Source organism: Lentzea atacamensis, from assembly GCF_003269295.1.
In the GTDB taxonomy this organism is placed as follows: domain Bacteria; phylum Actinomycetota; class Actinomycetes; order Mycobacteriales; family Pseudonocardiaceae; genus Lentzea; species Lentzea atacamensis.
Genome location: NZ_QLTT01000001.1, coordinates 1798418 through 1820338, shown reverse-complemented (window position 1 = coordinate 1820338; position 21921 = coordinate 1798418). Strand labels below are relative to the sequence as shown.

General features: G+C 69.2%; 23 protein-coding genes. 9 read left to right on the top strand and 14 right to left on the bottom strand.

Annotation, left to right across the window (positions count from 1 at the left end; all coding sequences use genetic code 11):
* Positions 1–69: 69 nt before the first annotated feature.
* Positions 70–1638: a penicillin-binding transpeptidase domain-containing protein gene (locus C8D87_RS08630; RefSeq protein WP_170166356.1), complete on the bottom strand. Its 1569-nt coding sequence runs from the start codon at positions 1636–1638 to the stop codon at positions 70–72.
* A gap of 80 nt (positions 1639–1718) precedes the next feature.
* Complete coding sequence (locus tag C8D87_RS08625) at positions 1719–2459, bottom strand: SIS domain-containing protein (RefSeq protein WP_109635383.1); 741 nt, start codon at positions 2457–2459, stop codon at positions 1719–1721.
* 108 nt (positions 2460–2567) lie between these two features.
* Between C8D87_RS08625 and C8D87_RS45770 the strand changes: the two genes are divergently transcribed.
* The 3 genes from C8D87_RS45770 to C8D87_RS46830 are packed head-to-tail and all read left to right on the top strand — an operon-like array spanning position 2568 to position 3986.
* Complete coding sequence (locus C8D87_RS45770) at positions 2568–2744, top strand: hypothetical protein (RefSeq protein WP_215732216.1); 177 nt, start codon at positions 2568–2570, stop codon at positions 2742–2744.
* Between the two features lie 20 nt (positions 2745–2764).
* Positions 2765–3751: a phosphotransferase gene (locus tag C8D87_RS08615; RefSeq protein ID WP_112226353.1), complete on the top strand. Its 987-nt coding sequence runs from the start codon at positions 2765–2767 to the stop codon at positions 3749–3751.
* Between the two features lie 4 nt (positions 3752–3755).
* Positions 3756–3986 (top strand): hypothetical protein, encoded by a 231-nt coding sequence (locus C8D87_RS46830; protein WP_215732215.1) that lies wholly within the window; start codon positions 3756–3758, stop codon positions 3984–3986.
* 451 nt (positions 3987–4437) lie between these two features.
* On the opposite strand, the gene C8D87_RS46825 is transcribed toward C8D87_RS46830, so the two are convergent.
* Complete coding sequence (locus tag C8D87_RS46825; RefSeq protein WP_215732214.1) at positions 4438–4659, bottom strand: hypothetical protein; 222 nt, start codon at positions 4657–4659, stop codon at positions 4438–4440.
* 164 nt (positions 4660–4823) lie between these two features.
* Here C8D87_RS46825 and C8D87_RS08605 point away from each other — a divergent pair, with 164 nt between their 5' ends.
* On the top strand, positions 4824–5432 hold the full coding sequence (locus C8D87_RS08605; protein ID WP_112226158.1) for a C39 family peptidase: 609 nt from the start codon (positions 4824–4826) through the stop codon (positions 5430–5432).
* Here the strand turns inward: C8D87_RS08605 and C8D87_RS08600 are convergent.
* The 9 genes from C8D87_RS08600 to C8D87_RS08560 form a co-directional block, all read right to left on the bottom strand.
* Positions 5407–5982: a nucleotidyltransferase family protein gene (locus tag C8D87_RS08600; RefSeq protein ID WP_112226157.1), complete on the bottom strand. Its 576-nt coding sequence runs from the start codon at positions 5980–5982 to the stop codon at positions 5407–5409. The genes C8D87_RS08605 and C8D87_RS08600 overlap by 26 nt on opposite strands.
* Before the next feature lie 10 nt (positions 5983–5992).
* Complete coding sequence (locus C8D87_RS08595) at positions 5993–7147, bottom strand: glycoside hydrolase family 88/105 protein (protein ID WP_112226156.1); 1155 nt, start codon at positions 7145–7147, stop codon at positions 5993–5995.
* A gap of 74 nt (positions 7148–7221) precedes the next feature.
* On the bottom strand, positions 7222–7791 hold the full coding sequence (locus C8D87_RS08590; RefSeq protein WP_112226155.1) for a helix-turn-helix transcriptional regulator: 570 nt from the start codon (positions 7789–7791) through the stop codon (positions 7222–7224).
* Positions 7792–7920: 129 nt separating this feature from the next.
* Positions 7921–9657, bottom strand: coding sequence for an ABC transporter ATP-binding protein (locus tag C8D87_RS08585; RefSeq protein WP_112226154.1), 1737 nt, complete (start codon positions 9655–9657; stop codon positions 7921–7923).
* Positions 9654–10064: a lasso peptide biosynthesis B2 protein gene (locus C8D87_RS08580; RefSeq protein WP_109635401.1), complete on the bottom strand. Its 411-nt coding sequence runs from the start codon at positions 10062–10064 to the stop codon at positions 9654–9656. Before C8D87_RS08580 ends, C8D87_RS08585 begins: the two co-directional genes overlap by 4 nt.
* Positions 10061–10312, bottom strand: a complete 252-nt coding sequence (locus tag C8D87_RS08575; RefSeq protein WP_109635403.1) for a lasso peptide biosynthesis PqqD family chaperone — start codon at positions 10310–10312, stop codon at positions 10061–10063. The genes C8D87_RS08580 and C8D87_RS08575 overlap by 4 nt, the downstream gene beginning before the upstream one ends.
* Positions 10296–12125, bottom strand: coding sequence for a lasso peptide isopeptide bond-forming cyclase (locus C8D87_RS08570; protein ID WP_112226153.1), 1830 nt, complete (start codon positions 12123–12125; stop codon positions 10296–10298). Before C8D87_RS08570 ends, C8D87_RS08575 begins: the two co-directional genes overlap by 17 nt.
* A 16-nt stretch (positions 12126–12141) precedes the next feature.
* Positions 12142–12243: a keywimysin-related RiPP gene (locus C8D87_RS08565; protein ID WP_109635407.1), complete on the bottom strand. Its 102-nt coding sequence runs from the start codon at positions 12241–12243 to the stop codon at positions 12142–12144.
* 127 nt (positions 12244–12370) lie between these two features.
* A complete protein-coding gene (locus tag C8D87_RS08560; RefSeq protein ID WP_112226352.1) occupies positions 12371–13195 on the bottom strand; it encodes an alpha/beta fold hydrolase in 825 nt (274 codons plus the stop codon).
* Positions 13196–13755: 560 nt separating this feature from the next.
* Between C8D87_RS08560 and shbA the strand changes: the two genes are divergently transcribed.
* Positions 13756–14442: an RNA polymerase sigma factor ShbA gene (shbA, locus tag C8D87_RS08555; RefSeq protein WP_233439415.1), complete on the top strand. Its 687-nt coding sequence runs from the start codon at positions 13756–13758 to the stop codon at positions 14440–14442.
* Here the strand turns inward: shbA and C8D87_RS08550 are convergent.
* Positions 14405–15070 (bottom strand): TetR/AcrR family transcriptional regulator, encoded by a 666-nt coding sequence (locus C8D87_RS08550; RefSeq protein ID WP_112226351.1) that lies wholly within the window; start codon positions 15068–15070, stop codon positions 14405–14407. The two genes, shbA and C8D87_RS08550, sit on opposite strands and share 38 nt — an antisense overlap.
* Before the next feature lie 88 nt (positions 15071–15158).
* Between C8D87_RS08550 and C8D87_RS08545 the strand changes: the two genes are divergently transcribed.
* Together C8D87_RS08545 and C8D87_RS08540 are read left to right on the top strand one after the other, a co-directional pair.
* A complete protein-coding gene (locus tag C8D87_RS08545) occupies positions 15159–16451 on the top strand; it encodes a glycosyltransferase (protein ID WP_112226152.1) in 1293 nt (430 codons plus the stop codon).
* Between the two features lie 25 nt (positions 16452–16476).
* Positions 16477–16929, top strand: coding sequence for an SRPBCC family protein (locus tag C8D87_RS08540; protein WP_233441983.1), 453 nt, complete (start codon positions 16477–16479; stop codon positions 16927–16929).
* On the opposite strand, the gene C8D87_RS08535 is transcribed toward C8D87_RS08540, so the two are convergent.
* Positions 16892–18088, bottom strand: a complete 1197-nt coding sequence (locus tag C8D87_RS08535) for an MFS transporter (protein WP_170166355.1) — start codon at positions 18086–18088, stop codon at positions 16892–16894. The genes C8D87_RS08540 and C8D87_RS08535 overlap by 38 nt on opposite strands.
* Before the next feature lie 52 nt (positions 18089–18140).
* Here C8D87_RS08535 and C8D87_RS08530 point away from each other — a divergent pair, with 52 nt between their 5' ends.
* Together C8D87_RS08530 and C8D87_RS08525 are read left to right on the top strand one after the other, a co-directional pair.
* Positions 18141–19169, top strand: a complete 1029-nt coding sequence (locus C8D87_RS08530) for a PfkB family carbohydrate kinase (RefSeq protein WP_112226150.1) — start codon at positions 18141–18143, stop codon at positions 19167–19169.
* 120 nt (positions 19170–19289) lie between these two features.
* Positions 19290–21383, top strand: coding sequence for a transglycosylase domain-containing protein (locus C8D87_RS08525; protein WP_233441982.1), 2094 nt, complete (start codon positions 19290–19292; stop codon positions 21381–21383).
* The last annotated feature ends 538 nt before the right edge of the window (positions 21384–21921 follow it).

The window sequence follows — 21921 nt, the reverse complement described above, 5'->3', positions numbered from 1 at the left end:
GTGGATAGCAGCTCGCCTTTCGCCGTCGCCTTTGCTCGCCTTCGGCTTCGCTTGGGCTCGCTGTTGCCGTCAGCGCTTCAGGAATGCGGCTGTGGCGGTTAGGGCGCTTTGGGACGAGCCTGCGTTCTCTACGAACACCGCGAAGGCCATGTTGCCCTGGTAGCCCACGAACCAGCCGTGGGCTGTGCCGCCGCCTGCTTCTGCGGTGCCGGTTTTGCCCGCCAGGCCCGGGATGCCGGAGAGTTGTTTGGCCGTTCCCGTGGTTACCACCTCTCGCATCATGTTGCGGAGAGGCTGGAGGGTTGCGGCTGGTGGGGCGGCGGCCACGTCGTTGGGTGTCGGCGGCTTGCCTCGCATGAGGGTGGGCGTGGGGGTCTTGCCGGAGACCACGGTTGCCGCTACCAGGGCCATGCCGAACGGGCTGGCTACCACGTTGCCCTGGCCGAAGCTGTTTTCCACCTGCTGGTCGCCGGAGGCCGGGGGGACTTTGCCGGTGTTCGTGTCGGCGCCCGTGATGGTCCAGTCGGCGCCCAGGCCGAAGCGCTTGGCCATGTCCGGGAGGGCGTTCGGTGGGAGTTTTGCGCCCAGTTCCCCCATGGTCGTGTTGCAGGAGAGGGCGAAGGCCGTGTGGAAGGGCAGGGAGTCGTGGCCGAAGCCCGCGTTGCTGATGCGGCGGGTGCCGATGGTGGCGGTGGCCGGGCACGGGACTGCGGTGTTGGCTTGGACGAGGCCTGCGTTCATGGCGGCGGCTGCGGTCACGATTTTCATCGTTGAGCCCGGGGCGTAGCGGCCTACGAACGGGTTTGTGCCGGACAGGGTTTTGTTTTGGGCCACGGCCAGGATCTCGCTGGTTGAGGGCTCGATCGCCACGATGGCCGCGCCCTGCGGGAGGGCGTCCACTGCGGCTTGGGCTGCTGCTTGGCGGGCCGGGTCGATCGTCACTGTGATCTTTTGGCCGCCTTCTGGGGCCTTGCCGTCCAGCTTGGTGAAGCCTGCGGTGGAGGAGATGCCCACTTCCCAGCCGTCGGTGCCTTTGAGATCGCCGGTCTGGCCGGTGATCGTGTTGTAGAGGCCGTCTGGGATGGTGCCCTTGACCAGTGGTTTGCCGTCGCGGCCCAGGAGGGCGCCGTCAGCGAGGGCCGCGCGGTAGACGAGGGAGCTGCCCTCGGTCAGTTGCGGGTGGAGCAGCGTCGGCGTCCAGTGGACCTTCCAGGCTTCGCCGGACTTCTGCACGGTGAGTTTGACGTCGTACTTCAGCACGGCGGAGCTCGGCATCGTCCACGTCACGGAGGCCGTTAGGTCCGTTGTGGTGGCGTCGGGGGCCGGTGGTGTTGTCGCGGCCAGGCGGGCTTGGTAGGCGGAGGCGGCCATGCCCGTTCTGGTGGCGGCGATCGCCTTGGCGGCGGCGTCCGGTGCGTCGGTCAGCTGGGCTGCTGCGGCGGCGTCGGAGCTGGACAGCTTGTTCACGAACGACAGGGCTACGTCGGCCGGTCGTTCGACCGACTGGTTCGCCTGGTTCTTCGGCTTTTCCGAGATGACCGGATCCGGGCTCCAGAGCAGTGCGCCCGCCACACCGATCGTGGTGGCTGTGGCGAGCGCGCCGCCGATCAGGATCCATCTACGTGTTTTCGGCTCCACTGGTGAAGTCCCCCCAGGTAAGTGCTTTCCCCGGTGGGAGACTAACGCGAAGACGCTGAAAAGCTGCTGAGTATTGCTACTCAACCCAGCTGCGGGATGCGGGTTTGGTAGTGCCTGAGCAGGTCGGCGTTGGCCGCGTCGCCTCCTTCCACGTTGGCGCTGCGCCACAGCGGCAGTTGCACGCCGGTTTCGGTGGCCTTGTCGACCAGGCGGACCATCAGCAGGTTCCAGAGGAACGTGGTGGCGAGGGTGGAGACGGCGGCGGTGACCGGGGCCTGTTCCGGGTAGGTGGAGTCGCCGGGCGGGACGAGGTTGTCCAGGACGACGGTGGCCACCTCGGCGAGGGTGGCGCCGGCGCGGCGGGGGGCCTGGGCGCTGGCGGTGACCGAGGTGACGGCGACTACCGGGCAGCCTGCCCCGGCGGCCTCCTGGGCCAGTTCCACCGGGTAGTGGTTGACGCCCGAGGTGGAGAAGACGAAGAGGACGTCGTGCGGGGCCAGGCCCGCTTCGCGGAGGACCTCGCCCGCCAGGCCCGAGCGGCGTTCGGCCGCGGTGCTGCTGATGGCGCCGTGCATCGGGAGCAGTTCCGGGTGGTAGATCGGGCGGACGCAGGCCAGGCCGCCTGCCCGGTAGAAGGTTTCGGCGACCGCCGCCAGGGAGTGGCCGGCGCCCGCGGTGAGGATCATGCCGTCCGCCTGTACGGCGGCCAGCACGAGCTCGGCCACGTCGTCGAGCGCTGCCGCGTTGTGCTGTTCGACGCGTGTCAGGTGCGTGCGCACGAGGTTGCCGTAGTCGGAGCCGGTCACGGTGTCGGTCGTCATGCGGGTCAGTAGTACCGGAAGTGCCGTGGGCTCACCAGTAACCCGAGCACCACAAACCTCGATACGCGCGATGACAGGTGCGGTCACTCTTGGCGGGCGGAGGTGGGTTTGATCAGGCGGTACTTCTACATCTGGGTTGTGCTGGCGGCGGTCTTCACGACCGCGGGGGCCACGCACATAGCGCTCGCGATCACCTACTCCGTGTTGTGGCCGGTGTGGGTGGCGATGGCGCAGCTCGTCGTCGCCGGTGGGTGTGCGCGGGCGGCGGTGCGCACGCGGCCTTAGGTTTCGTGTGTCATGGGTGCATGGCTGAATCGCATGCGCCGGTGGTGGAGATGTTGTGGGAAGCGCACGATCCGCTCGGTGCGCTTGGGGGCAGATTCGGCTTCGGAGACGAGCGGGCGGCTGGGCGCTGGGTCGCCACCGCGCTGGGCGAGCACTGGGGTGTTCGGGTTCTTTCGTGCGAGCGGATCGTCATCAGCGACCACAACGCCTTGGCGTGGGTCGGTACGCCGGAAGGGCGGATGATCGCGAAGTGGTCGGTGGTGCCGGAGCTGTTTGCGCGGCTGGTGGAGGTCGCGCGGCTCACGCGGTGGCTGGACGGCCGGGGGATCCCGGTTTCGGTACCGGTTCCCGCGTTGGACGGGCGTCTGCAGGTCGAGGTGGCCGGTGCCTCGATGGGATTGCAGCATGAGGTCGAGGGTGAGCTGCTCGACGTCACCGATGCAGGCCAGGTGCGTGAGGCCGGGGCGGTGCTGGCCCGGTTGCAGGACGCGTTGGCGGCGTATCCCGACGGTGATCGGGTTGCCGCGTTCGGCGGTCCGCCGCTGCCCCTGACGGCTCGGGTCACCGGCTGGCTCGACTCCAGCGCCGGGCACCTGCCCGGGACGGCGCGGGAGGCCTTGCGCTCGATGCTCGGCGGTGTGCCTGCCGGGCGGCTGCGGGCGCAGCTCGTTCATCGCGACTTCCGGTCCGCCAACGTCCTGTGGGCCGGGGGCGAGGTTGCCGCGATCCTCGACTTCGAGGAGATCGCGCTCGACCACCGGGTCGTCGAGCTGGCGCGGTCGGCGGTCCTGCTCGGGACCCGCTTCCGCGACTGGGGGCCGGTGCCGGCCGAGGTGCACGCGGCGTTCCTCGCAGGCCATGAGTCCGTGCGCCGGTTGACCGAGGTCGAGGCCGGCTGGTGGGAGGTGCTTCTGCGGTGGCACGCCCTGGCGATGGTGCCGGAAGGTGAGGATCCGACCGGGTGGGGAGCGGCGGCGCTGGGCGAGGAGTTCCACGCCCAGCGCTGAGGCCGTGTGCAGGACGGAGTTGCGGTGCCGCTGGGCCACGGCCAGGCCCGCGTCGCGCAGGACCGAGGCGTGGGCGCTGGCCGACGCGGCGGAGAGGCCCAGGCGGCGGGCGAGCTCTGTGGTCGTGCAGCCGCCGGCGATGACCCCCAGCGCCGCCGCGCGGGTGCGGCCCAGGAGCGCCTCCAGTGAGCGTTTGCCGTTGGTCGTGATGTGGAGGTCGCGGGCGATCGGGTAGACGAGGACCGGCGGGTGGCGCTGGTCGCGGAGCATGATCGGGCGTTCCCAGCAGAAGTGGGACGGGACCAGTACGAGGCCTTGGCCGTGCAGGTGGACGTCGCGCTGCGGGAAGCGGGACTCGATCGACAGTACGGGCGGGGACCACGAGATGGCCGAGAGCATGCCCTCGCAGTCACCGTCCAGAAAGGACCTCGCCCGCACCGCGCGGTCCGCGTCGACGACGGCGCGGATCTCGTCCCAGATCGGGGCCAGCGCGTGGCGGTGGTAGGCGCGCAACGCCTCGCCGAGTGAGCCCAAAGTGGCCACGTCGCCGCTGGCCAGCAGGTTGGTGCGCGGGTCGAGTCGTTGCCGGCGGCCCAGTTGCGCGAGGTCGGCGCGCAACGACTCCACGGGCGTCGCCAGGACGGCGTCGATGCCCGCGTCGAGTGCGCAGGAGCCCGCGGTGGGCGTCAGGAAGTCGGGGAGTAGCCGACGGGCGGCGCCAGCTGCATGAGCCAGCGCGCGTCGTCGGGCAGGGTCGATCGCACGTTCGCGCGCCACGTGCCGAACACCGGGGTCGCCGAACGCTGCCGCAGCACGTGCAGGCTCAGCAGGATCTCCCACATCGGGTCGGGACCAGGGGCGACGCGCACCCTCGCCAGGTCCTCCGCCGGGAAGTGGACACGCAACACGGCAAGCAGAGTGGCACAGCGCCGCAGGGCTTGTACCGGCTGAGTGCTTCTACCTGGCTTTTTCGGACTTGGCCGAATCTGGTGGCGAGTGTTCGCGGGCTGCCAGCAAGCTTTCGCCGAGCGCCGCGCCAGGGGTTCGGCGCCACCACTGGGGGGAACGAGAGATGAAGCTTGCGAGGATCACCGGGGCTGTCGCCGCCGTCGGCGTGGCGATGACCATCTTCACCGCGCCGGTCGCGCTGGCCGCGCCGGGCGAGACCGTCATCCCGGCCGCCGCAGAGCTCGGCATCCAGGGTGAAGGTGTTCTGCCGCACGAGTTCCAGGTGCAGAAGACCGGCTACTGGTGTTCCGCTGCCGCCGCCCGCATCGCGCTGACCGCGCGGTGCAAGGAGGTCGAACAGTCCACTCTGGCCTCGTACATGAAGGTCACGACCAACGGCCTGCCGAACATCAAGAACCTCGAGAGCGCCCTCGACCACTACACCGGCTCCACTTACTACCAGGTCAAGCAGTGGTCGACCGACGCGCAGCTGCTGCAGAAGCTCAAGGCCGACGTCGTCTACAACGCCAGCCGCGGCCACGCCGTCGTGATCAACGTGATCCGCCTGAACGGCCGCAACTACTCCGGCGGCCACTACGCCACGGTCGTCGGCTACCGCGCCGGTGGCAACGAGTTCGCCGTGGCCGATCCGGCCTACGCGGGCGGCCGGCTCCACTGGCTGAGCGCGTCCAACGTGTCGTCGGGCATCAAGCTTCGCCGTTACGTGGCCTGAGGTCTTCCGGTCGATCAACGTCAGCACCGTCCGCCACGTCAGCGCATTCGACGTGGCGGACGGTGTTGGCTTTGAGGTAGTCCCGCGCGCCCTGGTCGCCCGCTGCCGACGCCATCACGCCCGCGAAGTGGTCGGAGCCGATCAGGACCGGGTGTCCGACCTTGCCGTCGTAGACCGCGCGTGCCAACGCTTTCGGCTCGGCGAGTTCCATCAGGCGGTGCAGGGCGGCGACGGTGACGCCGGGTGTGTCCACGGGAAGCACCACAACGGCGTCGACGATGCCGGCCGCGTGCAGGCCCGTTCGCAGCGACGAGCCCATGCCGGACTCCCAGTCCGGGTTGTCGACGACGGTCACGCCGTCCAAAGAGGCCTTTGCCCGCACCTCGTCCGCCATGGCGCCGAGGACGACGACGACCGGCTCGCACCCGGCAGCGCGTAACAGCTCAGCCGCCGAGTCGACAAAAAGCTTGCCGTGCAACGAGACAAGAGCTTTGGGGGAGCCGAACCGGCGGCCGGCCCCCGCAGCTAGCAGGAGGCCGGCCACGCGCATGCCTCCGAACCTACCTCCTTTGGAACTGCTCGCTCATGATGAGGAACGCCCCGATGCCGTGCAGGTCGTTCACGGCTCTCGGCCGGGCGAGGTAGAACGGCAGGTCACCGACGTTCGTGCCGATGCAGATCTCGGAGATCTCGGTGGAGCCCTGTGCGTTGATCGACACGCGTTCCAGCACCCCGCGATAGCCGCGCTGCGCCACGACCTCGTACCTGCGCGACACATATCCGCGCTCGACGGCACGTGAGATCGCCATCGAGTACATCGACGAGCACGAGGTCTCGGTCCAGTTCCGCGGGTTCGAGCCCTTGTCCACGACCTGGAACCAGCGCCCGGACTTCGGGTCCTGGTGGCGTGCGAGTGCCGCGATCAGCCTGCCGAGGATCGAGATCAGCTTCGGCCGGTCGGGGTGGGTGCGCGGCAGGTCCTCCAGCACGTCGCAGCACGTGATCGCGTACCAGCCCATCGCCCTGCCCCAGAACTCCGGCGACACGCCCGTCGCCGGATTCGCCCACGAGGCCGTGCGCGACTCGTCGTACGCGTGGTGGAAGAGACCGTCCTTGTGCTGCAGGTTCTTCGCGTAGACGAGGAGCTGCCGCAACGCCTCGGCGGTCGCCCAGTCCTTCTCCCCGAACGTGTACCCGTGCCGCATGATGAACGGCACGACCATGTAGACGCCGTCCGACCAGTTCTGCCAGTCGCGCGTGCCGCCCTCGGCGTGCCAGAAGCCGCCTTCCTTGGTGCGCGAGTAGGTGTTCAGACGCTCGCGGATCTGCGTCGAGGCGACGCGGTACCGCACGTCCCCGGTCGCGTTGTAGAGCAACGGCAACAGCTGGCCCGCGCGCATCGAGTCGAGGTGGGTGAACGTCCGGTTGAACTTCCCGTCCGGACCGACGAAGCGGTCCACCCACGCCTTGACGTAGTCGAAGTACTTCTTGTTCTTCGTGCGCTGGAAGACGAGCCACTGCCCCCAGAGGTAGAGCCCGCGCGTGTAGCCCCAGCCGCCGAGCGTCTCCGGCGTGAACTGCCGCATGGTCGACTCGACGACCTCGACCGACCAGTCGATGCGCTCTTTCGCCGACGCCGTACCGGTTCCCAGAGCGACGCCACCGGCTAGTGCGGCGCCGCCGAGTCTGACGAAGTCGCGCCTGGACGTGGTCATGGTGTTCCCTCCAAGGGGCGTGCCGAGGCGGCGGCACCCACGACCTAACTTGGTCAGAACTCCGATGTCTAGACCTAATTCGTCGATCTGGCGATCTGGAAGCCGAGCGCCATGCGTGATCGTGTCCCGAAGCGCTGTTGCAGATGGGCTACCACTGCGCGCACAGTGCGGCTGCTCATGCCGAGTCGGGCGGCGACCTGGTGATCTGTCGCCCCGTTCAGCAGAAGTCCGATGACTTCGGCTTCACGGCTGGTCAGGCCGTCGGGCGGCGGAGCGTTCTCGGAGAGAGTCTCCGCATCCGACCACATCAGCTCGAACAGCTGGCCGTACGGAGTGGAGAGCGGGCAGCGCAGCAGCACGGCGCCGGTGTTGAGGTCGCTCGCGTCGAGCGGCAGGACGGCGGCCCTGTCGTCGAAGACCAGCATGTGACGCGCCGGCTGGGTGTGCACCCGGATGTCCACGTGGTGCCGTGCCACGCGCCCGATCGTCTCGGTGTGCCTGGCGAGCGGTGGGTCGAGCAGCAGGCGGCCTCGGTCGGCGGCGTTGCTCATGAGGCCGAGCAGGGCGCTGTCGATGCCGCCGCGGCTCGACAGCACCGCTCTGACCGCCGCGGACCTGGTCACGAGGTGGTCGAGCGTGCGCATCACCGAAGAGCGGTCGTGAAGGACCTCGACGAATTCGGTGCGGCCTGATGGAGATCGCTGCAACACGACTTCGCCTTCCTTTCGAATGCTGACGGCTCAGTCATGTTCGCATCGACGGCGTCGAACGTCCTACCTCCATCCAGGGGATATTTCGGTCTCGAACAACTTAGAATTGTCAACGAATCTGCCCCCCGCCAGCCCGCTGTAGAAACCGTTGATCCCGAGCAACTCGTCGTGCGTGCCCTGGGCAATGACTTCGCCTGCGCGCAATACCACGATCCGGTTGGCTTCGCGAATTGTCGACAGCCGGTGTGCGATCACCAGCAATGCGCACTCCTGTGCGGCCTGGTGAATCGCGCGGTGCAGCGCCCGTTCGTTCACCGGGTCGAGATGGGCGGTGGGCTCGTCGAGAAGGAGCAGGTCAGGCTGGGTCAGCAGAGCCCTGGCCAGTGCGATGCGCTGACGTTCCCCGCCGGACAACGCTCGTCCGCGTTCACCCAATGGTGTGTCCAGTCCGTCCGGAAGCCGCTCGACGAGTTCGGTGAGATTCGCGAGTTCCAGTACTTCGTGAAGATCGTGATCGGACGAATGCGGCGCTGCGTAACTGAGATTGTCACGGAGTGTGCCGTTGAGAACTGTCGAGTCCTGATCGACCAGCGCAATTCGTGCACGCCATTGGTCACGGGAAAAGTTCCGAATGTCGATCCCGTTTGCGAGCAGAGCTCCGGAATCGGGTTCGTAGAACCGCTCGATCAGCGAAAACAGGGTCGACTTGCCGGCACCGGACAGCCCGACCAGCGCGACGTGCGACCGCGGCTCGACGGTGAACGAGACACCGCGCAGCACCGGGCGGTCCCGGTAGCGGAACCAGACGTCGCGGAACTCCAGCCTGATCCCCGCACACTCGGGCACCACGCCGCCCGCGGTGCCCTCGACCGGCAGCTCCTGCACCTCGGCGACCCTGCCGAGCGCGCCCATGCCCTTCTGCAGCAGCCCGATGCCCTGCAGCACCGAGGTGAAGGGGATGATCAGGTAGGTCGCGTAGAGCAGGAACGCCATCAGGTCGCCGACCGACGCCGCGTCCCTCGCGACCCGCGTGCCGCCGACGAGCAGCACCACGAGCAGCGACCCGCGCATCGCCAGTTCGACGGCGGGGCTCATCACCGACGTGATCCGCGCGGCCCGCACCCCGGCCGCGCACGCCTGCTCGGCACGTCGCCCGATCAGCTCCTCTTCGCGTTCCTCCGCCCGGCACGCGCGCACGGTGCGCAACGCCCCGAGCGCGCGCTCCAGTTCCGCGGTCATGTCACCGACGCCGCGTTGCATCTGCTCACCGGCGGCACGAAGCCTGCCGACCAGCGAGTAGACGACCACGGCGGCGACCACGACGGTCGTGCCCACCCACAGGAACAACACCGGGTCGATCAGCACCATCAGCACCACGGTGCCGACGCCCGTGAGCGTGCCGGTGATCAGCTGGACCGACGCGGTGGAGACGACCTCGCGCAACACCGTCGTGTCGACGCTGACCCGCGACATCAGGTCGCCCACCCGGTGCTCGTCGAACGCCTTCATCCGCAGCCGCAACAACCGGGCCACCAGCCTGCGCCGCACCCCGAGCACGACACGTTCCCCGGTGCGTTCCAACAGGTACAGCCCCGCACCGTCGACACACGCCTGCGCGAGGAACAACACGGCCATCGCCGCGAGCAGCTGCCACGGCACCGACGTGGCCGAGTCGACGGCGGCACGCAGCAACTGGGGCTGGAGCAGTCCGAGTCCGGCCGCGACCAGCGTCGCCGTCACGGCCAGTGCGAGACCGCGCCCGTGCCCGGAGGCCAGCCGCAGCAGGTCGAGCGTCCTCATACCGTCATCAGGGGACGGAAGTACTGAGCGGGCAGGTTCTCGTCGACGGGCACGCCGTCCGCCTCGACCCAGGCGTGCGCCCCGAACGGCGGCATCACGCGCACGCCGGCACACCACGTCGGCCACGTGCCCGACATCCGGCACAGCAGTGCCACGGCGACGGACCTCGGCAGGCAACCCTGCGGGCCGAGGCACCGCAGGCTCACCGCCAGCACGGCGTCCCGTGCCGCTTTGGCGGTGTCGTAGGGGGCGGGTTTGGCGCCTCGGCGGAGGAGGCTCAGGATCCGGCGCAGGGTGCGCGGCTTGAGGTGGGCCAGCGGGGTGGCGGCCGTGACCGCCAGGCGGGCCGCGATGCGGCGGCGGAGCGGGACGCCGGTGGGGCGGCTGAGTGACGAGGGTGTGGTCACGTCGTCACCAGGCCCGCGGTCCGCAGCCCCGCCACCAGGGCCGACACGTCCTGCCGCGCCCGTGCCTCGTCCACCTCGTACGCGGAGGTGAGCGCCGCGACGGCCGCGTTCTCGTCGGCCCCCTCGAGCAACGCCCGCACCACGGCCACGCCGGTCGGGTTGAGCTGCCAGTACCGGCCGCTGCGCTCGTCGAGCAGCACCTGGCCGTAGTCGGTGTCCGCCACGGAAACGTCAGCCCGCAACCGCATGTTCTGCTCCCTTGTCCAGGCTGCGCAACCACACCTCGCAGCCGATCGTCGAGTACAAGATCCCGGTGCGGAGCTCTGGCGTGTCCGGCCGCAACGCGAGCTCGGTCAGCCTGCGGCGGTCGACCAGGCCCAGGTCGGCGAGCTTCGAGCTCTCCCACAGCTCCAGCAGGTCACCGCGGTGCCTGCGCAGGCCGGCCGAGGCCTCCAGCGCCGCCTGCGCCTTGTTCGTCCGCGCCAGGCACTCGTCCGGCACGATCCCGCGCATCGCCTCGGTGAGCACGGGCTTGTAGCGCCACGGCGTCACGCGTTCCTCCGGCCGCACCGACAGGCACGCCTCGATCACGCGGTCGTCCAGGAACGGTGACTGGATCGGCAGTCCCGCCCGCGCACTCATCTGCTCCCACTGCCGGATGATGCGCGAGCAGGACAGGATCGGCTCCAGGTCGCCGTGCTCGCCTCTGTTGCGCCCCAACGGTTCCGCTGTCGCGGCGGCGTCCAGCAGCGTGTCGCGGGCGAGCGCCTGTGCCTCGGGCGTCACCCAGTCGAACAACCTCGGTCCGGTGCCCCAGCCGAGTGTGCCGATGACGTTCGGGTCGCGCGGCGCTCGCAGTCGCTCAGCCTCGTCCGCGAGCCACGCACCGTACGAGCGGGAGTCCGCGAGCGCTGAGATCATCGGCTTCAGCGGCCAGTCGAACAGCGCCCGGAACGCGCGCAGCTGCCGGATCGCGAACAACGGCCGCCTGCGCAGCAACGGGTGGTAGTGCGCTTCGGAGCACCAGGCGACGTGATCTCCGCCGATGCCGGTCAGCCGGACCCGGCTTCCCTTCTCCGCCAAGCCTTTCAGGTCCTCCAGCAGGCGCTGGCGGTCCATCATCCCGATGGTGGGCTCGTCCATCGGGTCGTCGATGCCGAGCAGGTTCTCGTACACCAGCGGGATGCGTTCGGCCGGCCACACGACGTGCTCGACCATCGGCAGGTGCGCCGCGGCTCGCCGTGCCCAGGCCACGTCCTCGTCCACCGGGTCCAGCGCGGGCCAGGTGCTGGCCACGATCCGCGCGTCCGACCTGGCCGCGAGGAACGTGATCGACGTGGAGTCCAGCCCACCGGAGAGATCGCACGCGACGGTGCCGCCTGCTCGCGTGCGGACGTCGACCGCGGTGGCGAGGGCGTCCCTGATCAACGGGACGGACTCCGCGATGCCGCGCACCGGTTCCGGGTCGCGCCACCACCGGGTCAACCGGGCGCGGCCGCCGTCGACCAGCAACGCGCTGCCGGGCGGTACACATTCCACATCGCGCCACATCGTCCGTTCCAGCAACGGGTGCGGCGTGGGGAAGAGCAGTCGCACGACCAGGCCCCGTTCGTCCACAGGGGAGTCCTGGGCCAGCAGGTCCGCACGGTCGGCCGCGACCACGACCTCGCCGATCCGGCGGTGGAACACCAGCCGCAGCCCGGACGCCGTGCCCTGGACGCGGCACCGCCCGCCGAGCGACGCGACGAGGTGGAAGCTGCCCGGCAGCCTGCGGGCGAGCTCGTCGAGGTGGGTGAGGTCGCGCAGGCCGGCGGCCGCGCGTTCCAGTTCCGCGACGCTGACCGGGCACCAGCCGATCACCGCCAGCCGGGCGTCACCCGCTGCCGCGGCGACGATCTCGTCGTCGCGCCACCGGCCGGCGAGCCACGGACGTCCCGACGCGTGCTGCAGCGATCGGAACCCCGGCGCACACAAGCGACGGGCCACGGCGAGCGCGGCTTCGTGGTCGGGTAGGACCACGAAGTGCGACTCGCCGTGACCCCGCGAGGCCTGATCAGGCATTCGCGGTGGTGTCGCGTCAGTTCTTGCTGAAGATCAGCCGGTCGTTGCCGTTCCTCTGGAGCAGGCCCGTCTGCGCTTCGAAGGTGCCCAGGTCGATCAGCTGCGGCGTCTCGTACATGGTTCTGCCTCTCTCGTTGAGGGATCTTCATGGCAGCGCGCTGAATCGAACGTAACGAGAGGGCTGGACCGGCGACCAGGCAGAACGGCTTCCGGTTCCGGCAACTGCCGCAACCGGAAAACCAGGTTTAGGAGAGGTGTTCGAGGAGAAGGGAGCTCGCCGCCTCCGGGATCTCCTCGGGAATCCAGTGGCTCACGTCCTCGACCATCTCGAACCGGTAGGGCCCGGTGCACCACTTCTCGGTCTCGAACGCGGCCACCGATCCGAACGCGACGTCCTCGGTGCTCCAGACGTACATCGTCTTGACGGCCACCTTGTCTGCGGCGCCGGACGGCTTGCCCGCGCGGTACCAGTTCAAGGCGGCCGAGAGCGCGCCCGGCTCGGACAGGCGCTGGATGTACTCGTCCACGTGCGACGGCCGGATCCGGTACTCGAACATCTGCCGCAGGGCGTGCGCGTTGTTCTCCAGCATGCGGCGCTCGGTGCTGCGTTCGCGCCAGTCGAGCATGTACTGGGACCGCATCCGCTGCTCTTCGTCGGTCCGCAGCGCGGTCTTCAGCGCGCCGGGGTGCGGTGTGGAGAACACGCTCAAGGTGCGGAGACGGTCCGGGTGGTCGATCGCCGTCCACCACGCGACAGCGCCACCCCAGTCGTGCCCGACGAGGTCGAAGGTGGACCAGCCCTGCGCGTCGGCCATCGCGATCACGTCGCCGACGAGGTGCGTGACCGTGTACTCGGAGGACTGCTCCGGGCGGACTCCGGGGGAGTAGCCGCGCTGGTCGGGGGCGACGGCGCGGAAGCCGTTCGCGCCGAGCACCGCTACCTGGTGCTCCCACTCGATGGCGGCCTCGGGGAAGCCGTGCAGCAGCAGGACCGGGCGGCCGTCCTCTGGACCGGACGCGATGGCGTCGAAGGTGCCTGCCTCGGTCTCGATGCTCAGGTGGTCGATCACGAGTTCGAACAGTACCGGCGTGACCTGACGCTCAACCGGCGAGCCGCGCTGGACCGGGCGAGGTGCGCGGGTCTCCACGATCGGGTGACGGCGACTACCGAGAGGAGCACGGTCAGTACGACGCCGTCGTCATCGCCTCGGTGATCGAGGCAGTCAGTGCCGAATACCGGCCGGCGTACTTCTCGGTGCGCGACCACGGACCGCCGGGACGTGGTCATTCGGGCACGACTGAGCCGAGACCCCGAAGCGGTGGCGGCACACCTTCCTCACCCGTTCGGACGAGGTGACACAGCTCGGCTTCGACGACGCGTTCCGCCGGATGCGGGAGTTTCACCCGGCCCGCTCGGAGGCCGGTTCCGGGTCGGCTACCTCGGAATTCAGCAATTCGCAATGGCCGAAAGACTGGGCCGTTAGGACCACCTTCTACCCCAAAAGGGTGCTGCTTGCCCCACCCGCCTGGACTTCGTGGTCCTCTTGGAGACAGGCGGTATCAGACGGCTCGCTGCGGTCTCTTCTTCTGTGAAGCCCCTAGTGTCGCTGTAGTGGAGGAGGTCGCCGGGATGGTCCAACCCACAGCCGTGCGGACCGGTGGCGGTGTCGGCGTCCTCGATCCAGAGGAGGTGTGGAACCAGCCAACGGTGCCCATGCGTCGTCGGGTGCGCCAGGCACCGGTCTCCAACCAGTGGCTCGCCGAAGCCGAGTTCACCGACCTCGTCGACGCCGCTCTGGACGGAGACAGACGGGCGGTCGAGCACCTGCTCGGCCGGATCCAGCCGTTGATCGTGAGGTACTGCCGCGCCAGGGTTGGTGGCCGTGAGCGCACCCTCGTCTCGGCCGAGGACATCGCGCAGGAGGTCTGCGTCGCGGTGCTCGGTGCCCTGTCCAAGTACCGCTACGAGCCGCAGTCGTTCCTCGCGTTCGTCTACGGCATCGCCGCCCACAAGGTCGCCGACGCCCGTCGCCGCGCCGTCCGCAACCGCGCCGAGGTCGTGCCGGAGCTGCCCGACTGCCCGTCGCTCGACGACGGCCCGGAGCAGCACGCGGTCAACGGCGAGATGATGGCCCAGGTCACGCGCCTGCTGCACAAGCTGCCGGCACGTCAGCGCGAGATCCTGGTGCTGCGCGTGGCGGTGGGGCTGTCCGCGGAGGAGGTCGCGCTGGCCGTGGAGTCGACGCCGGGTGCGGTGCGGGTGGCACAGCACCGTGCGCTCACCCGGATGCGGGAGATGATCGCAGAGGAGGGCTGAGAATCGTTTCTCCCACCGTGCGCGCCACGAACGCCGCGTAGGTGTCGTCCGGTTTGCCGTCCAGCCGGACGAACCGCACGTACGCCTCGACGCTGGTGATCACGCAGAAGGCTTCGACGAGGTCGTCGAAGGGCACGTCCGCGCGCAGCCAGCCGCGTTCGGCGAAGACGTGGAAGACGTGTTCGACCTGCCGTCGCAGCAGGGCGAGGTTGGCGGCGTAATACCCGCGAAGCTCCTCGTCGCCCTGCGCCGCGCTGGCGACCGCCACCCAGAGGCCTGCCGACGGAGCGTTGATCGCGAGCATCGCGTCCCCGATCAGGGCGGCGAGCTCAGCGGTGCCGCTCACCTGCAGCATGGCCTTTCCCAAGTCGGTGGCGAGCAGGTCGGTCTCACCCTCGACCCCGAAGGACACGAGCTCCAGCGCGGCCTGCAGCAGCGCCGACTTGGGGCCGTGGCGCTGCACGGTCTCGACGGACACGCCCGCCGCGGTGGCGAGCTGGGCGAACGTCGTGGCCTGGTAGCCCTGCCGGCTGAAGAGCTCCGCCGCCGCTTCGACCACTCTTCGCCGCGTTTCCGCCGCCTGCCGCCGTCGCAGCTCGGAGCGGTAGGGGCGGGTTGATTCGGTCATGTCCGACATTATTGACTACGTTCCCATGCAGGTTAATACTGCATGACAGTCTTCAACACTGCTCCCAATGTCCTAGGCGGGTGACGTCATGGCGTCCCTCATCATCGCGACGGTGCCCGTCCACGGGCATGTCACGCCACTTCTGGCCGTAGCCCGCTACTTCACCCAGCGGGGAGATCGCGTCCGGTTCATCACTGGCTCCCGTTTCGCCGAGGTGGTGGAGGCCGCGGGTGCGGAGCACATCGCACTGCCCGCGGAAGCCGACTTCGACGACCGGCAGGACTTCGGGGTGACGTTCCCCGAGCGCACAGCGCTCAAGGGGGCGAAGGCGATCGCGTTCGACCTGGAGAACGTCTTCGTGCGCCCCGGTCGCGCCCATTACAAGGTGATCGAGGCGGCGCAGTCGGCCGAGCCGGCCGACGTCGTGATCACCGAGCCGGCGTTCCTCGGCGGCGCGTTCCTCGTCTGCCGGCCGCTCGGCGAGCGGCCACCGGTGGTCGTGTGCGGTGTGCTCCCGCTCCCGATCTCCAGCCGTGACACCGCGCCGTACGGCATGGGCCTGACGCCGCTGCGCGGACCTCTCGGTCGCCTGCGCAACGCCCTGCTCACCAACATCGCCGCGCGCACGGTCTTCACCGCGGCCGAGCGGCTGGCCCAGGAGATCAACCACGAGCTGAACGGGTCCCCGCTGCCGTTCCCGATCATGGACTGGCTCCGGCACGCCGAGGCGATCGTGCAGTTCACCGTGCCCGAGTTCGAGTACCCGCGCTCCGACGCACCCGCCACCCTGCACTTCGCCGGCCCCATCTCGGCCTCCGGTTCGCAGGCGCCGTTGCCGTCCTGGTGGGACGAGCTCGACGGCTCGCGGCCGGTCGTCCACGTCACGCAGGGCACGGTCGCCAACCACGACTACCGGCAGATCATCGAACCCAGCCTCGCGGCTCTCGCCGATGATGACGTCCTCGTCGTCGTGTCCACCGGGGGCCGGCCGCTCTCCACCCTTCCGCCGTTGCCGTCGAACGCTCGTGCCGCTGAGTACCTTCCCTACGACGAACTCCTGCCGAAAACGCAGGTCTACGTCACCAACGGTGGCTACGGTGGCGTCCAGTACGCCCTCCGCCACGGCGTCCCGATCGTCACGAGTGGCGGTAAAGAGGACAAGCCGGAGGTCGCCGGCCGAGTTGTGTGGTCCGGTGTCGGTCGTGCGCTCAGGACCGAGACGCCCTCGCCTGCTGCCGTCGGGCGGGCGGTTCGCGCGGTGCTCGGCGATCCGCGCTACCGGGTACGCGCGCGGCGGATCGCCGCGAGCATGGAGCGTGCCGGTGGACTGTCCCGGCTCGCCGAGATCGTCGACCGGCAGCTCTCAGGTCGCCGGTCGTAGCGTTCGAGGCACGACCCGCTTCGAGGTGATCACCGGTATCGCGGCCCCGCCGCACCGCGTGTTCGATCTCAGCCTCGACGTCGACGTGCACACCGCCTCGATGGCCGGCTCCGGTGAGCGGATCGTCGGTGGCATCAGCTCCGGCCGGATGGGGCCGGGTGACACCGTGACGTGGCAGGCCGGTCACTTCGGTGTGCGCTGGCGGATGACCTCGTGCATCACGGCACTCGACCGGCCGCACCACTTCGTCGACGAGCAGGTCGCGGGTCCGTTCCGGCGCTGGCACCACGCTCATCACTTCGAGCCGGACGGGCGGGGCGGCACGCGCATGCGGGACGTCGTCGAGTTCGCCGCGCCACTCGGTCCGCTCGGGCGCCTCGCTGAACGTCTCGTGCTCGACCGGTACATGGCCGAGCTCATCCGGCAGCGCAACGACCACCTCAGGACTGTTGCGGAGCTGGCGCCCGGAGATCCGTGAACGCCGCCACCAGGGCCGTGACCAGGATCAGCGCGCCGAACACGAGCAGCGCGAGCGCTCCACCCGCGAGGTCGGCGAGGAACGCGCCGAGCACCGGTGCGAGCGGCGTGAGCGCTCGCGAGGCGAAGGTCAGGATCGCGTCGATCCGCCCCATCAGGTCGTCGGGCACCAGCCCTGTGAAGATCGCGCTCACCGAGACGTTGAGCAGCGGTGTCGCGATCGCGGTGACCATGAGCGGCACGAACGGCCACCACGCCCCGAACGGCAGTGCCATCGCCAGGTTGCTCACGCCGAAGACCGTGAGCACCGCGACGATGAGCCGGTCGTACCTCAGGGTGACCTTGGGTGAGATCAGTGCCCCGAGCAGACCGCCGACGCCGACGCCGGTGAGCACCAGGCCGACGAGCCAGTCCGGGCCGCCGCGTTCCTTGACCACGGCGACGACCGGGATCATCGAGGCCGTCCCGAGCAGGTTGAGCGTCAGGAAGATCGCCACGACGTTGCGCATCCCGCGGCGGCGCCACAGCCAGGTCCAGGCCTCGCGGACGTCGTGGCGCACGCGCCCGCGCGGCCGCTGCTCGGTGCGGGCCGGGATCTTGGCGAACCAGGCGCAGACGGCGGCGACGAGGAACGTCACGGCGTCCGCGACGAACGGGACAGCGCGGCCGAACCCGTAGAGCAGCGCGCCGAGCGACGGGCCGGCGAGCCACGCCACGTGACCGCGTGCCTCCTCCTGGGCGAAGGCGGTCCTGAGCTGGTCCGGGGGCACGACCGCCTTGATCGCGGTGGAGCGGGCGGGACCGGCGAACGCGGTGCAGACGCCGTCCACGGCGGCCAGCGCGATGAACAGCGGAATCGAGTTGAGGCCGGTGACGACGTTGGCCGCCATCGCAGCGACGGCCACGGCCTGCGTCGTCTGGCTCCAGACCAGGACCTTGCCGCGGTCCCAGCGGTCGACCCACACGCCCGCCGGCATCTGGGTGAGGATCAGTGTCGTGGCGCGCACGCCCGCGATGACGCCGGCCCAGAAGAACGATCCGGTGACCGCGAGGATCAGCAGAGGCATCGCGTACGTCGTGAGCTGCGTGCCCAGCTGCGAGACCGTCCCGCCCAACCAGAGCAGCTGGAACTGAACGTTCTTCCTGAGCGGAACCCCCATGGACGACGTTTCTAGCGCATGGTTGCCGGTGTCGGATGGCAAGGTTTGTGCCATGGCTGATCCGGACTTCGACGTGCTGCTCACCGGCACGGTCTTCCTCGACATCATCTTCACCGGCCTGCCGCGCCCGCCGGCCGCGGGGACAGAGGTGTGGGCGGAGGGGCTCGGGTCGTGTCCGGGAGGGATCGCGAACCTCGCGGTGGCGTTGCGCAGGCTGGAGCTCCGGACCGCGCTGGCGGCGGCGTTCGGTGAGGACGCGTACGGCGACTTCTGCTGGGACGTGCTGTCCGAACAGGAAGGGGTCGACCTTTCTTATTGCCGGCGTTTCTACGGGTGGCACTCGCCGGTGACTGTGTCCATGGCGATGGAGCGAGACCGTTCGATGGTCACGCACGGCCACAAGGCGCCCGTGATCGCGGACGATCTCTTCTGCCCGCCGCCGTCGACGCGGGCGTGCTTCGTGCACATCCAGGCCGAGGACGAGCAGTGGGTGCGCACGGCCAAGGAGAACGGCGCGCTGCTCTTCGCCGACATCGGCTGGGACCGCACCGGGGCGTGGTCGCCGGAGTTGCTGCGGCGGCTGGAGGGATATGACGTGTTCCTCCCGAATCACGTGGAGGCGCAGGGGTACACGCGCACCGACTCGCCGGAGGCCGCGGCGCGCAAGCTTTCCGAGCACGTGCCGGTGGTGGTGGTCACACGCGGGGGAGGTGGCGCGGTCGCGGTCGACAGCTCCACCGGTGAGGTCGCGGACGTGCCGGGGCTGAACGTCGCGCAGCTCGACCCGACGGGAGCCGGTGACGTGTTTGGCGCCGGGTTCGTGATGGGCACTCTGGCCGGGTGGCCGCTGGAACACAGGGTGCGGTTCGCGAACCTGTGCGCCGCGCTGTCCGTGCAGCACTTCGGCGGTTCGCTGTCGGCTCCCGGCTGGGGAGACATCGCGGTCTGGTGGCGGACGGTGAGCAGGAGGCCGGACGAGGAGCTGGCGCGGTACGGGTTCCTCGACGACGTGCTGCCCGACCACGCGGGCGTGGAGGTGCGAAGGGCTAGTCCGACGATCGGCCTCCGGTTGCTCCGGTAGGTTGAAATCAGTCGATCAGCGGACGCAACCTCACGGGCCTCCCGCGCGACTTATAAGTAGGGATCTCTGGGGTGTTGCTCGGAAGGAGTTGCGGGTTTGTTCGCCGCACGCGCGTCAGGCTTGGTCAAATTGCTGGGGTTGTGCCTGACGGCGGGCGTGCTCCTCGCTGCGATGGTGTTCCCGTTCGTCGGAGGTCTCGGGCTCGCGTCCAACCGCGCTGCCGACACCGTCGACCAGACGTCGGGTGACCTCGCCAAGGGGGAGCTGCCTCTCGTCACGACCATTCAGGACATGAACGGCGACCCGATCGCCTATCTGTACGACCAGTACCGCATCCCGCTGGCGTCGAGCGACATCTCGGACACCATGAAGGCCGCGATCCTCGCGATCGAGGACAAGCGGTTCTACGACCACCGCGGCGTCGACTGGCAGGGCATCGCCCGTGCCGCCGCCAAGGCCGGTGTGGACGGTGGCGCGACGCAGGGCGCCTCGACGCTGACGCAGCAGTACGTCAAGAACTACATGGCGTTCGTGCTCGGCGCCGACAACGAGCAGGAAGCCTGGGAGAAGGCCACCGAGGCGACCATCGGCCGCAAGATGCGCGAGGCGCGGGTCGCCTTGCAGCTCGAGCAGCAGATGTCGAAGGAAGAGATCCTCACCGGCTACCTGAACATCGTGCCGCTGGGCAACCAGACCTACGGCGTGGGCGCCGCGGCCAAGGCCTACTTCAAGACGACCGCCGACAAGCTGACCGTCCCGCAGGCCGCGCTGCTGGCCGCGATCGCGAACCGCCCGTCGTCGCTCAACCCCGGCGCCTCGCCGGAGAAGGCGCTGGAGCGTCGCAACATCGTCATCGACAAGATGCGCGAGAACGGCGCGTTCGGTGCCGACCAGACCGAGGCCCAGAAGAAGGCCGAGGAGTACAAGGCCGCGCCGCTGGGCGTGGTCGACGACCTGCAGATCCTGCCCAAGGGCTGCGTCGGCGCCGGTGACGGCCCGATCTACGGCTTCTTCTGCTCCTACCTGCTCGACTACCTGCGGGAGTCCGGCATCACGAACAAGGAACTGCAGCGCGGCGGCCTCACCATCAAGACGACGATGGACCCGAAGGCCACCAAGGCGGCGAAGCAGTCGGCCGAGCAGCAGGTCCCGAAGACCCAGAACGGCATCTCGAACGTCATGTCCGTCGTCGAGCCGGGCAAGGACAAGCACCGCGTGCGCGCCCTCGTCGCCTCCCGCGACTACGGCAACAAGGCCGAGCTCGGCCAGGTCGCCCGCCCTGTGCCCGCCGAGGTCCTCCCGTTCGGCCCCGGCTCGGTGAACAAGGTCTTCACCGCCGCGGCCGCGCTGGAGAAGGGCGTCATCGGCATCGACAAGGAGATGGCGGTCCCGAAGGTCTACTACTCGCGGGTCTACCCCAACGGCGGCGCGCCGTGGAAGGTCGAGAACGCCGGCACCTACGGCGAGAAGATGTCGCTGACCCAGGCCCTGGCGCAGTCGCCGAACACCGGCTTCGTGATCCTGCAGGAGAAGACCGGCCTCGACAGCGTCGTGGACATGGCCTACCGCCTCGGCATGCGCGAAACCCTCCAGGGCGTCAACCGCGCGGGCGAACCGCTGAAGGACGACAAGTCCAACGGCCCGTCCCAGGGCGACTGGACGAAGCAGAACAACGCGGGCTCCTACACCCTCGGCCCCGGCGCCACCAGCGTCCTCGAACTGGCCAACGTCGCCGCCACCATCGTCTCCGGCGGCACCTGGTGCCCGCCGTCCCCGGTGGAGAAGGTCATCGACCGCTACGGCAAGGAAGTCCCGCTCAAGGAAAAGCCCTGCGAGCAGGCCGTGAACACCGAACTGGCCAACTCCCTGGCCCAGGGCATGTCCCACGACACCACCGGCCAGGGCACCGCGGCCCAGGCGGCCTCCGGCTCCGGCTGGAACCGCCCGACCATCGGCAAGACCGGCACCACCGAAGAGCACAAGTCCGTCGCCTTCATGGCCGCCACCCCGCAGTACGCGGGCGCTGTCATGACCTACGCCGACGGCAACCGCCCCGAGGTGATCTGCGCCAACCCGATCCGGTTCTGCCCGGGCAGCAACCAGGGCGTCTACGGCGGCCAGGTAGCGGCTCCGACGTGGTTCAACGCGATGAAGGTGATCCACGAGGGCCTGCCGGTGGTGCCGCTGCCACCAGCGGCCGCCCGGTACAAGTAGAGCCTGATTGATTGCGGGGCCGTCGGACGCCAGATGCGTCCGACGGCCCTTTGCTTTGTCCAGGTGGTGAGTGGGTGGCGCTTGGCAGGGTCGCGTACCCCGCTGGTGGCGCACTGGGTGGGAGCTGTGGCGGGTGGAGGGCGCCCGTTGGGCCGTGCGCACTCCGCTGTGGCCTTGTTGACGCAACCAAAGCTCGGTAACGGCCCGCGCGCCACCTGCTCAAGGGGAGCCGACGCACAGCACGAACCCCTCCGCTGGAACAGCCGCCAGCAGCCCCGCGCAACCACCCCGCACCAAGCGCGAGCCCCAAAGGCGACCCCGCAACGAGCCAAGCACGCCTCGTAACCACGCAGCCGCACCTGTCCAGCCAAACCCAGCCGCAAAGCTTTCACGATAAAGCGACTGACCAGTACAAACGCCAAGAACGGGATTGGTCTAAAGCCCGTTGATCAACCCCACCACGACTCAACTACGGTGTGTTACCAATCGTGGCCCTCATCACCTAAATGCCCACTTGGCTTGCTCCTGTCGGTGACGC